General features: G+C 64.9%; 12 protein-coding genes. 10 read left to right on the forward strand and 2 right to left on the reverse strand.

Annotated features, from left to right (window positions below; all coding sequences use genetic code 11):
- The 3 genes from GJ700_RS31640 to GJ700_RS31650 all read left to right on the forward strand — a co-directional run.
- Window positions 1-1,290 (forward strand): response regulator (locus GJ700_RS31640; protein WP_154381627.1); only part of this gene is annotated, 1,290 nt, incomplete at its 5' end.
- A gap of 9 nt (window positions 1,291-1,299) precedes the next feature.
- A complete protein-coding gene (locus tag GJ700_RS31645; RefSeq protein WP_154381629.1) occupies window positions 1,300-2,115 on the forward strand; it encodes a CheR family methyltransferase in 816 nt (271 codons plus the stop codon).
- The gene (locus GJ700_RS31650) at window positions 2,112-2,744 is read left to right on the forward strand and encodes a chemotaxis protein CheB (RefSeq protein WP_154381631.1); all 633 of its coding nucleotides are present in this window, start codon (window positions 2,112-2,114) and stop codon (window positions 2,742-2,744) included. Before GJ700_RS31645 ends, GJ700_RS31650 begins: the two co-directional genes overlap by 4 nt.
- Window positions 2,745-2,926: 182 nt before the next feature.
- On the opposite strand, the gene GJ700_RS31655 is transcribed toward GJ700_RS31650, so the two are convergent.
- Complete coding sequence (locus GJ700_RS31655; RefSeq protein WP_154381633.1) at window positions 2,927-4,615, reverse strand: methyl-accepting chemotaxis protein; 1,689 nt, start codon at window positions 4,613-4,615, stop codon at window positions 2,927-2,929.
- A gap of 161 nt (window positions 4,616-4,776) precedes the next feature.
- Between GJ700_RS31655 and GJ700_RS31660 the strand changes: the two genes are divergently transcribed.
- The gene (locus GJ700_RS31660; protein WP_154381635.1) at window positions 4,777-5,235 is read left to right on the forward strand and encodes a DUF2244 domain-containing protein; all 459 of its coding nucleotides are present in this window, start codon (window positions 4,777-4,779) and stop codon (window positions 5,233-5,235) included.
- Here the strand turns inward: GJ700_RS31660 and GJ700_RS31665 are convergent.
- Window positions 5,223-5,849, reverse strand: coding sequence for an OmpW/AlkL family protein (locus GJ700_RS31665; protein ID WP_154381637.1), 627 nt, complete (start codon window positions 5,847-5,849; stop codon window positions 5,223-5,225). The two genes, GJ700_RS31660 and GJ700_RS31665, sit on opposite strands and share 13 nt — an antisense overlap.
- 142 nt (window positions 5,850-5,991) lie before the next feature.
- Here GJ700_RS31665 and GJ700_RS31670 point away from each other — a divergent pair, with 142 nt between their 5' ends.
- From GJ700_RS31670 to soxA, 6 genes are read left to right on the forward strand one after another with little or no spacing between them, the layout of a single operon-like run.
- Window positions 5,992-6,492, forward strand: a complete 501-nt coding sequence (locus GJ700_RS31670; RefSeq protein ID WP_154381639.1) for a (2Fe-2S)-binding protein — start codon at window positions 5,992-5,994, stop codon at window positions 6,490-6,492.
- Window positions 6,489-8,675, forward strand: coding sequence for a xanthine dehydrogenase family protein molybdopterin-binding subunit (locus GJ700_RS31675; RefSeq protein WP_154381641.1), 2,187 nt, complete (start codon window positions 6,489-6,491; stop codon window positions 8,673-8,675). Before GJ700_RS31670 ends, GJ700_RS31675 begins: the two co-directional genes overlap by 4 nt.
- A gap of 7 nt (window positions 8,676-8,682) precedes the next feature.
- Complete coding sequence (soxX, locus tag GJ700_RS31680) at window positions 8,683-9,192, forward strand: sulfur oxidation c-type cytochrome SoxX (RefSeq protein WP_154381643.1); 510 nt, start codon at window positions 8,683-8,685, stop codon at window positions 9,190-9,192.
- The gene (locus GJ700_RS31685; RefSeq protein ID WP_371868224.1) at window positions 9,192-9,680 is read left to right on the forward strand and encodes a SoxY-related AACIE arm protein; all 489 of its coding nucleotides are present in this window, start codon (window positions 9,192-9,194) and stop codon (window positions 9,678-9,680) included. Before soxX ends, GJ700_RS31685 begins: the two co-directional genes overlap by 1 nt.
- Complete coding sequence (gene soxZ, locus GJ700_RS31690) at window positions 9,680-10,003, forward strand: thiosulfate oxidation carrier complex protein SoxZ (RefSeq protein WP_154381645.1); 324 nt, start codon at window positions 9,680-9,682, stop codon at window positions 10,001-10,003. Before GJ700_RS31685 ends, soxZ begins: the two co-directional genes overlap by 1 nt.
- A complete protein-coding gene (gene soxA, locus GJ700_RS31695; RefSeq protein ID WP_154381647.1) occupies window positions 10,000-10,809 on the forward strand; it encodes a sulfur oxidation c-type cytochrome SoxA in 810 nt (269 codons plus the stop codon). Before soxZ ends, soxA begins: the two co-directional genes overlap by 4 nt.
- The last annotated feature ends 1 nt before the right edge of the window (window position 10,810 follow it).

Below are 10,810 nucleotides of genomic sequence, written 5' to 3' on the forward strand. Positions count from 1 at the left end.
GCCCACGGCGCCATGGCGCTGCCGGCGGGCGCCTTGCCGGCAACCCCGGCGCCGACGACCGCGCCCCGGCCCTTCGACGACGACCGCGCCTTGCCGCCGCCACCTGAACGGCTGGTGCTGGTGATCGAAGACGAACCCGCGTTCGCCCGCATCCTGTACGACCTCGCGCACGACATGCGCTACCGCTGCCTGGTGGCCTTTGGCGCGGACGAGGGCGTGCAACTGGCGACGCAATACAAGCCGGACGCGATCCTGCTCGATATCCGCCTGCCGGACCGTTCCGGCCTGTCCGTGCTGCAGCAATTGAAGGACTGCGCGGAAACGCGGCACATTCCCGTCCACGTGGTGTCCGCCGCCGACAACGAGGAAGCCGCCCTGCACATGGGCGCCATCGGCTATGCGCTGAAACCCACCACGCGCGAGCAGCTGGAAGCCGTGTTCCGCAAGCTGGAAGAAAAATTCACGCAAAAGATCAAGCGCCTGCTGCTGGTGGAAGACGACCAGCGCCAGCGCGACAGCGTGGTGCAGCTGATTGCCGACGACGACATCGACATCACCGCCGTGGAATCCGGCGAAGCGGCGCTGGCGCTGCTGCGCACCACGATCTTCGATTGCATGATCATCGATTTGAAGTTGCCGGACATGCAGGGCAGGGAACTGTTGCAGCGCATGTCGCAGGAGGAAATCGCATCGTTCCCGCCCGTGATTGTCTACACGGGCCGCAACCTGACGCGGGCCGAGGAAGCGGACCTGCACAAGTACTCGCGCTCCATCATCATCAAGGGCGCCCGTTCGCCGGAGCGCCTGCTCGACGAAGTCACGCTGTTCCTGCACAAGGTGGAATCCCGGTTGTCGAGCGAACGGCAATCCATGCTGAAGACCGTGCGCAGCCGCGACCAGGTGATGGAAGGGCGGCGCATCCTGCTGGTTGACGACGACGTGCGCAATATCTTTGCGCTGACCAGCGCGCTGGAGCAAAAAGGGGCAATCGTGGAAATCGCCCGCAATGGCGTGGAAGCGCTGGAAAAGCTCGATACTGTGCCGGACATCGACCTGGTGCTGATGGACGTGATGATGCCCGTGATGGATGGCCTGGAAGCCACGCGCCGCATCCGCAAGGATGCCCGCTTTGCGCGGCTTCCCATCATCGCCATCACGGCCAAGGCCATGAAAGACGACCAGGAACAGTGCCTGGCCGCCGGCACCAATGACTACCTGGCCAAGCCGATCGACCTGTCGCGCCTGTATTCGCTGCTGCGCGTATGGATGCCTGGTACCGGGCGCTTGTAAGGGAATCTTATGTCGGACACGGACATTGAACTGTCGATGCTGATGGAAGCGATTTACCAGAAATACAGCTACGACTTCCGTGAATACACGGGCGCCTCGCAAAAGCGCCGCGTGCTGCAAGCCATGCGCGACATGAATTGCCCCACGGTCTCCGTGCTGCAATCGCGCGTCTTGCACGAACCGGCCGCGTTTTCCCAGTTGCTGCAATTCTTGACCATCCCCGTGACGGAAATGTTCCGCGACCCGCCATATTACGCGGCGCTGCGCGAACACGTGCTGCCCGTGCTGTCGACGTATCCGTCGCTGAAGGTGTGGGTGGCTGGCTGCTCGACAGGCGAGGAAGTGTTGTCGCTGGCGATCCTGCTGAAGGAAGAAGGGCTGCTGGAGCGCACCATCATGTACGCCACCGACATCAACCCCGCCTCCTTGGAAAAGGCCCGCAAAGGCGTGTTCCCCCTGGAAGCGATGCGGGGCTACACGGCCAATTACCAGGCGGCGGGCGGCCGGCACGCGTTTTCCGACTATTACACGGCGGCGTACAACGCAGCGCTGTTCGACCGCTCGCTGTGCGACAACATCACGTATGCCGATCACAGCCTGGCGACCGACGCCGTGTTCGCGGAAACGCATTTGATCAGTTGCCGCAACGTCCTGATCTACTTCACCAAGGCCTTGCAGGAACGGGCGTTCGGCCTGTTCCACGAATCGTTGTGCCACCGGGGTTTCCTGGGACTGGGCAGCAAGGAGACCCTTGATTTTTCCCGGTTCCGGTCCCGCTTCGACGATGTGTCGCGGCGCGAGCGCATTTACCGGAAGCTGTCATGAGCACGCCGGCGCCGCTGACGGAGCTGGAAGCTTACCTGGCGGCGTTGCTGCAGGGACGGCATTTCGAGGCGGCCGTGATCGGCGCGTCCGCCGGCGGCGTGGCGGCGCTGCTGGAGATTTTGCCCGGCTTGCCCCGGGAAGTGCCGGTGCCGGTCGTGGTGGTGGTACACATGCTGCGGGGGCGTTCCAGCCAGCTGGCGGAATTGTTTGCATCGCGCCTGGCCATACCGGTGCGCGAAGCGGGCGACAAGGAAGACGTGGCGCCGGGCGCCGTGTATTTCGCCCCGGCCGATTATCATCTGTCGGTTGAAAATGACGCCACGTTCTCGCTCAGCAACGAGCCGCTGCACATCTTTTCCCGCCCCGCGATCGACTTCGCCATGCAATCGGCGGCCGATGCGTACGGCCCCAATCTGGTGGGGATCCTGCTGACGGGCGCCAGCCACGACGGGGCGGCGGGACTGGCGGCGATCGGCGCGGCGGGTGGCTTGACCGTGGTGCAGGATCCGCACGAGGCGCAATCGCCATTGATGCCGGAAGCGGCGATCCGCCTGCGGCAGCCGGACCTGGTGCTGCCGCTGAGGGATATCCGTACGCTGCTGGCCAGGCTGGAACGTGGAAATTCGTGATGCGCTGATTGTTGGCGTCAACGGGCCGCATGCGCTGCTGGCCAGGCCGGAACGCGGAAATATGTGATGCGCCGAGTCCGTAGGGCGGATTCTACGAAGCCGCCTGCATGCGTCAACGCGGCGCATGCATGGCGGCTTGCGCTGCGCGCAAACCGCCCTACGGAGTTAAGCCGGCTGCATTCTTAAAACTCTTCCCACTCATCCTGCTTAGGTTGCGCAGCGGATTTTGGCGCGGCCTTGGCCGCCGTCCGTACGGGCGCTTTCGGCGCCTTCGGCGCCAATGCGACCGCCCGCGACCGCGCAGGTGCCGGCGCCGGCGCTGCATGCGCCCCTGTCGAGAAGAACCCGACCACCTGCACCAGCTTGTCCGCCTGTTCCTGCATGCTTTGCGATGCGGCGGCCGCTTCTTCCACCAGCGCGGCATTTTGTTGCGTGGACTGGTCCATCTGCGCGATGGCCTTGTTGATCTGCTCGATGCCCAGCGTCTGTTCCTGGCTGGCCGACGTGATTTCACCCATGATGTCGGCCACGCGCTGGATGCTGTCGACGATGTCGCCCATGGTCTGGCCCGCGTCGTTGACGAGGCGCGAGCCGGCATCGACGTTGGCGACGGATGCGTCGATCAATTCCTTGATTTCCTTGGCCGCCGCCGCGGAGCGCTGCGCCAGCGAGCGCACTTCCGACGCCACCACGGCGAAGCCGCGTCCCTGTTCGCCCGCGCGGGCCGCTTCCACCGCCGCGTTCAGCGCCAGGATATTGGTCTGGAACGCAATGCCGTCGATGACGCCGATGATGTCGGCAATCTTGCCGGACGACGTATTGATGGCGCCCATGGTATCGACCACCTGCGCCACGATGGCGCCGCCGCGCGACGCCACTTCCGACGCGGAGTGGGCCAGCGTATTGGCCTGGCGCGCATTGTCCGCGTTCTGGCGCACGGTGGACGTCAGCTGTTCCATCGACGACACGGTCTCTTCCAGCGAGCTGGCTTGCTGCTCGGTGCGCGCCGACAAATCCATGTTGCCCGCCGCGATTTCATGCGACGCCGTGGTGATGGCGTCCGTGCCGGTGCGCACCTGGCCCACCACGCCCAGCAGCGCATCGTTCATTTTCTTCAGCGCCTGCAGCAGGCGGCCCATTTCATCCTTGCCTTCCGTATCGATGCGTGACGTCAGGTCGCCGGACGCCACGGTTTCCGCCACGGCCACGGCACGGTTCAGCGGCGTGGTGATGGAGCGGGTGATGAACCAGGCCACGCTGATGCCCATCGCCATGGCGATCGTGCCCAGCGCCAGCTGCATGATGCGGGAATTGCTGTAGACCTCCTGTACGTCCGCACCCGCTTCATCCATCAATCTGGTTTCGTGCGTGAACACGTCGTTCAGCGCAGCCAGCGCCTTGGCCTGCACCGGGCCGGTTTCCTTCAGCAGGTAGTCGACCGCCTCTTCGGCGATGCCTTCCTTGCGCAGCTTGATCAGCTGGTTGTTCTTTTCCGCGCCGGTCTTCAGCGCGTCATCGACCGCCGCCAGCAGCGCTTTTTCCTTGTCGTCCGTCATTAGCGCGGCCAGCTTGTCGCGCGAATCCTTGTAGCGCTTGCGGGCGTCATCGACCTTGGCCAGTTCCGCATTGATCAGCTCCGGCGTCGAGACCACCGTCATCGTGGTCAACGCCAGCGTAATGGTGCGAACATCGCCGACCATGCTCCGTACGGCCGCCATCTTGACGCTTTTGTCGTTCAGGATGTCCTGCGTGCGGCTGCCGATGCGCGACATCGATGCCAATCCCAGCAGCATCATGGCTGTCAGCAACGTCAATACCACGCCAAATCCAACGCCCAGGCGCACCCCTATCTTCAAATTCGCAAGCGACATGACTCCCCCGTGTAGTAATTTCCAGAAGAATGTCACATCCTGGCCCGGGTGTCTTCCCGCCACGGACAGGGACGCGGGCTGGTTGTCGCCATGCAACAACGGTAACGGGCGATCCTTCACAGCAGCAGTAAAATCCATGTACGGGGACCTGGAAATACGGTATGCAACGCGATATAGAAAAACGCGAATGGCTGTTGCGCCGCAATTGTTCGCTGACACCGCGCCAGACGGTGACAGCGTATGCGGCGCTGTGCGCGTTGTCGCTGGGTGTGGCCCTGGTGTTCCTGCTACAGGGCGTGTGGCAAGTGCTGGTGTTCACGGCCATCGAGCTGGCCGCCGTCACCACCGCCTTCATCCTGTACGCGCGCCACGCGTCCGACTATGAACACATCGTGCTGACCGCCGGCTGCCTGCTCGTGGAGCGGGTGTCGGCGGGACGCGCGTCGCAGACCGTGCTGGAACCGTACTTTACGCGCGTCGCCAAGCCGGATTCGCCCCGCAGCCTGGTGTTGCTGGAAGCGAAGGGTACGTCACTGGAAGTGGGCGTGTACGCGCCGGATGCGCAGCGGCGGCGCCTGGCGCAGGAATTGCAGGATGCGCTGCTGGATCAGAAGCGGTAGCCGACTCCAACGCCAAACAGGACCGGGTCGACCTTGACACGGCTGGCTTTCGCTCCGCCGATCAGCACGTCGCTGCGGAGGCGCAGTTTTTTCACGTCAAAGTTCAGCGACCAGCGGTTGTCGAGCCGCACGTCGGCGCCTGCCTGCAATGCCAGGCCGATGCTGTCGTGTTCCAGGCTGGCGCCGCCATTCAACAGATTGTTTTTGGAGAAGGTGGTCCAGTTGACGCCAGCACCCACGTATGGGCTGACGGTTTGGCCCGGCATGAAATGGTATTGCGCCAGCAACGTGGGCGGCAAATGGCGGAACGTGCCGATGTCCTTGCGGTCCAGATACACGGTGTGCTTTTGCGGATAGGTCAGCACAAGTTCCGCCGCCACATTCGGCGTGAAGAAATACGAGATATCCACTTCCGGGATGGTCTTGCTGCTGACGGCGATGCGGTCGGATGCGCCGGCGCCGCCGACAGGATCGGAATGGTCGGCCGGATTGATATGCACGGCGCGCGCACGGACCAGCAGGGAGCCGCTACCGGCGGCATAATCGGCGGCATACGCGCTGCCTGCGCACAGGCTGAAAAGAGAGGCCAGGATGGCGGCGATGGTGACTTTCATACACATTTTCCTTCGTTGCTGTTGAGTTCGAAACAAAGTGTATGAATCCCAAGCAGTAAAAACTTTGATACATGTCAAAAGTTCCAAAACGAAAAGGTGCGGAGTAAGATCGCAGTTCACATCACGCATCGCAGGAGAACGCATGGCCAGGCTCAACGTCAACGGGGTGGTAAGGGAAATCGATGCGGAGGGTGACACCCCGCTGCTGTGGGCGCTGCGCGAGCAGCTGGGACTGACCGGCACCAAGTATGGCTGCGGCGTCGCGCAATGCGGCGCGTGCACGGTGCACATCGATGGCGAAGCGACGCGCAGCTGCGTGCTGCCGGTGTCCGCGCTGACGGAAAAGCAGAAGATCACCACCATCGAGGGCTTGTCGAAAGATGGCAGCCACCCGGTGCAAAAGGCATGGGCCGCGCTGGACGTGCCGCAGTGCGGTTTCTGCCAGTCCGGCATGATCATGGCCGCCAGCGCACTGCTGAAGCACAAGCCGAAAGCCACCGACGCGGACATCGATGCCGCCATCACCAATATCTGCCGCTGCGGCACGTATAACCGCGTGCGCGCCGCCATCAAGGTGGTGGCCGCCAAGGCCAGTCCGAAGTCGGCCGGCCTGGACATCCAGCACGTGGGAGACAAGGCATGAACGCGCCGTTGCCAGTTTCTACATCACGGCGCGGCTTCCTGAAAATCTCCACCCTGGCGCTGGGCGGCCTGGTGGTGCCATTCGCCATCCCGCTGGATGCGCAGGCGCAGCAGGCCGGCGAGCAGCCGCCGGAAATCAACGCGTGGGTCGTCGTGAAACCGGACGACACGGTGGTGATCCGCATTGCCCGTTCCGAAATGGGCCAGGGCACGCTGACCGGCCTGGCGCAACTGGTGGCGGAGGAACTGGATGCCGACTGGGCCAAGGTCACGACGGAATACCCGAGCCCCGGCCGTAACCTGGCGCGCAAACGCGTGTGGGGCAGCTATTCGACCGGCGGCAGCCGCGGCATCCGCGAATCCAACGAATATGTGCGCAAGGGCGGCGCGGCGGCCCGCATGATGCTGATGCAGGCGGCGGCCGACCAGTGGCAGGTGCCGGTGGCGGAATGCCGCGCGGCCAATGGCGCCGTGACCCATGCGGCCTCCGGGCGCAGCGCCACCTATGGCAAGCTGGCCGAGGCGGCGGGCAAGCTGGCGGTGCCTGCGGACGTCAAACTGAAAGACCCGAAAGACTGGAAGCTGGCCGGCAAGCGCCTGGCGCGGCTCGATACGGTCGACAAGACCACGGGCGCGCAGGTTTACGGCATGGATTTGAAGCTGCCGAACATGGTCAATGCCGCCATCAAGGATTGCCCGGTATTCGGCGGCAAGGTCAAAAGTTTTGATGCGGCCGCGATCGCGCAGCGACCCGGCGTGAAAAAAGTCGTGCAGGTGGGCGACAGCGCCGTGGCCGTGGTGGCCGACACGTGGTGGCGCGCCCGCAGCGCGCTGGCGGATTTGCCCATCGTGTGGGACGAAGGCCCGAATGCGAAACTGAGCAGCGCCGATATCGCCGCCATGCTGAAAGAGGGACTGAACGCGCCGGAAGGCGTGGTCGGCAACAGCAATGGCGATGCGCGCGCCGCCATTGCGTCCGCCAGGCGGACCGTGGAAGCCGTGTATTCGTATCCGTTCCAGAACCACGCGACGATGGAAGTCATGAACGCCACCGCCGTCTGGACACCGGAGCGCTGCGAAGTGTGGACGCCCACGCAAAACGGCGAAGCGGCGCTGGCCGCCACGTCGGAAGCGGCGGGTTTGCCGCCCGCCCAATGCGACGTCCATAAACTGCACCTGGGCGGCGGTTTCGGCCGCCGGGGCGCCACGCACGACTGGGTGCGCCAGGCGGTGCTGATCGCCAGGGAATTGCCCGGCACGCCCGTCAAACTGATCTGGACCCGCGAAGAAGACATGCAGCATGGCCGCTACCACCCGGTCACGCAGTGCAAGCTGACGGCGGGGCTGGACGAGCAGGGCAATATCACGGGCCTGCACATGCGCATTTCCGGGCAGTCGATCCTGGCTTCGCTGGGCGCCACGCTCAAGGATGGCAAGGACCCGGCCGTGTTCCAGGGCTTGAATCCACCGGGGCCGGAAGCATCGATCGGCTACACGTTCCCGAATCTGCTGGTCGACCACGCGATGCGCAACCCGCCGGTGCCGGCCGGTTTCTGGCGCGGCGTGAACCTGAACCAGAATACGATTTACCTGGAATGCTTCCTCGATGAAGTGGCCCACGCCACGAAGCAGGACCCGCTGGCGCTGCGCCGCAAGCTGATGGCCAACCATCCGAAGCACCTGGCCGTCTTGAACGCGGTGGCGGAAAAAGCCGGATGGAACAAGCCGCCGAAGAAGGGCATTTACCGGGGACTGGCGCAGTGCATGGGCTTCGGCAGCTACGTGGCCGCCTGCGCCGAGGTCTCGGTGAGCAAGGAAGGGCGCCTGAAAATCCACCGCATCATTGCCGCCACCGACCCGGGACACGCCGTCAATCCGCAGCAGATCGAAGCGCAGGTGGAAGGGTCGTTCGTCTACGGCCTGTCGGCCGCGCTGCATGGCGAATGCACGGTGAAGGATGGCCGCGTCGAACAGACCAACTTCGACACCTACGTGCCATTGCGCATGGATGAAATGCCGAAGGTGGAAACCATCGTGATGCCGTCCGGCGGCTTCTGGGGCGGCGTGGGCGAACCGACCATCGCCGTGGCGGCGCCCGCCGTGCTGAATGCGATCTTTGCGGCGACGGGCAAGCGGATCCGCGACCTGCCGCTGAAGAATCACAGCCTCAAAGCCAAGGCATAGCGCAATCATGGCTGCCCGGCGCGATCTGTCCAATCCGCTCCCGCGCCGGGGCCTTGCGGCAGCGCTCACGACCTTGCTGTTGTCCACCGCCACGGCAGCCACCGACGGTATCCCCGACCCGCTACCCGGCACCGCCCCCGGCGACGTCGAGCGCGGCCGCGCCATCGTGGCCAACCGCCAGCTCGGCCTGTGCCTGCTGTGCCACTCCGGCCCGATCCCGGAAGAACCGTTCCAGGGCAACCTGGCCCCCGACTTGACGGGCGCGGGCGAGCGTTCGACGGCGGCCCAGCTACGGCTGCGCATCGTCGACCCGGGCCGCATCAATCCCGCCACCATCATGCCCGCGTATTACAAGACGGAAGGCTTGTCGCACGTGGCGCCCCAATACCGGGGCAAGACCATCCTGACGGCGCAGCAGGTCGAAGACGTGGTGGCTTACCTGCAAACCCTGCGCACGCTGTTTGCGCAGCCGCCGCAGCCCACGCCACCGGCCGGGCCGTCCAAGGAGAAACCGTAGTGGCCGGCGACAGCACCCCTGCATGCATGGACCATGCCGCCACACGCCGCACCCTGCTGCGCGCGGCAGGCGCATTGCCGCTGCTGGCGCTGGTCCGCCCCGCATCCGCCACGCCGGACGAAATGCGCGCCGCCATCGCCCGCTGGACCGGGAACAAAGTCCCGAACGAAGGCAAAGTCACGTTCGACATCGCCAAACTGATCGACAACGGCAACGCGGTCCCCGTCACCATCCGCGCCGACAGCCCGATGACGCAGCAAGACCACGTGACCGGCATCGCGCTGTTCAACGAACGCAACCCGGAAACGGACATCGTGCGCTTTACGCTGACGGCCCGCAGCGGCAAGGCGGAAGTGTCGACCCGCATCCGCTTGGCCACGTCGCAAAAGCTGGCGGCCGTGGTGCGCATGAGCGATGGCAGCTATTGGCAGCAAACGGTGGACGTCATCGTGGCGCTGGCCGCCTGTATCGAAGGAGAGCCGATGTAATGGCGCGCGCCCTGATCCACATGCCGTCGACGGCAAAGCGCAATGACGTGGTGGAAATCCGCGCACTGATCGGCCATCCGATGGAAACGGGCTACCGTCCCGGCCCGGACGGCAAGCCGCTGCCGCGCGACATCCTCACGTATTTCAGCTGCCGCTACAACGGCGAGGAAGTGTTCAGCGCGGAACTGCACCCTGCCGTTTCCGCCAATCCGTATATCGCGTTTTATACCGTGGCGGTGGAAACGGGCACGCTGGAATTCACGTGGACCGGCGACAAGGGTTTTGCGCAGACCGAGCGCGTCACGCTCACGGTGGCGCCATGAAGAGGGCGGCACGGCTCGTTGCCTGGCTGTGCGCGCTGGCTGGCGCCGCCCCGTTATTGGCCGCCGTCATCCACCCGTCACCGCCCAGGCCAGCGGACAGCGGCGACCCCCGCCAGTCCGGCACGCACTTCATGAGCGCGGCCACGCAAGCCATGCAGCAGGACGACCGGCAAAACCCCGCCATGCTGTGGGTCGCGGGCGGTGAAACGCTGTGGCAGACCGCGGCGGGCAAGGCCAGCCGTTCTTGCATGTCCTGCCACGGCGACGCGAAGACTGCCATGCGCGGCGTGGCGGCACGCTATCCCGCGTACGACAGCAAGGCCGGCAAAGTCATCACGCTGGCGCAGCGCATCGAACTGTGCCGGCAGGGCGCGCAGCAGGCGCCGCCGCTGGCGCCGGAAAGCGACGACTTATTGAGCCTGGAAGCGTATGTCGGCATGCAGTCGCGCGGCATGCCGCTGGCGCCGCCGCAGGACGAACAGACGCGCGCCGCGGCGGAACGGGGGAGGTTACGCTGGCAGCAGCGCATCGGCCAGTTGAACTTGTCGTGCGCGCAGTGCCATGACGATCACTGGGGTGGCAAGCTGGCCAGCGCCGTGATCCCGCAGGCGCATGCCAATGCTTACCCGATCTACCGGCTGGAATGGCAGTCGCTGGGCTCATTGCAGCGGCGCCTGCGCAATTGCATGAATGGCGTGCGCGCGGAAGCGCCGCCCTACGGCGCAATGGAACTGGTGGAACTCGAAGCCTGGCTGGCCCTGCGCGCCCGGGGGATGCCGCTGGAAACCCCGGGCGTACGACCGTGAG

The organism is Pseudoduganella rivuli (assembly GCF_009674485.1).
Classification (GTDB): Bacteria; Pseudomonadota; Gammaproteobacteria; order Burkholderiales; family Burkholderiaceae_D; genus Rugamonas; species Rugamonas rivuli_B.

What these genes read in the sequence shown, in the direction of transcription:
- GJ700_RS31655 (WP_154381633.1), bottom strand. Translation starts at nt 4,615, where the DNA reads ATGTCGCTTGCGAATTTGAAGATAGGGGTGCGCCTGGGCGTTGGATTT.
- GJ700_RS31670 (WP_154381639.1), top strand. Translation starts at nt 5,992, where the DNA reads ATGGCCAGGCTCAACGTCAACGGGGTGGTAAGGGAAATCGATGCGGAG.
- GJ700_RS31675 (WP_154381641.1), top strand. Translation starts at nt 6,489, where the DNA reads ATGAACGCGCCGTTGCCAGTTTCTACATCACGGCGCGGCTTCCTGAAA.
- GJ700_RS31645 (WP_154381629.1), top strand. Translation starts at nt 1,300, where the DNA reads ATGTCGGACACGGACATTGAACTGTCGATGCTGATGGAAGCGATTTAC.
- GJ700_RS31665 (WP_154381637.1), bottom strand. Translation starts at nt 5,849, where the DNA reads ATGAAAGTCACCATCGCCGCCATCCTGGCCTCTCTTTTCAGCCTGTGC.
- soxX (WP_154381643.1), top strand. Translation starts at nt 8,683, where the DNA reads ATGGCTGCCCGGCGCGATCTGTCCAATCCGCTCCCGCGCCGGGGCCTT.
- soxZ (WP_154381645.1), top strand. Translation starts at nt 9,680, where the DNA reads ATGGCGCGCGCCCTGATCCACATGCCGTCGACGGCAAAGCGCAATGAC.
- GJ700_RS31650 (WP_154381631.1), top strand. Translation starts at nt 2,112, where the DNA reads ATGAGCACGCCGGCGCCGCTGACGGAGCTGGAAGCTTACCTGGCGGCG.
- GJ700_RS31660 (WP_154381635.1), top strand. Translation starts at nt 4,777, where the DNA reads ATGCAACGCGATATAGAAAAACGCGAATGGCTGTTGCGCCGCAATTGT.
- soxA (WP_154381647.1), top strand. Translation starts at nt 10,000, where the DNA reads ATGAAGAGGGCGGCACGGCTCGTTGCCTGGCTGTGCGCGCTGGCTGGC.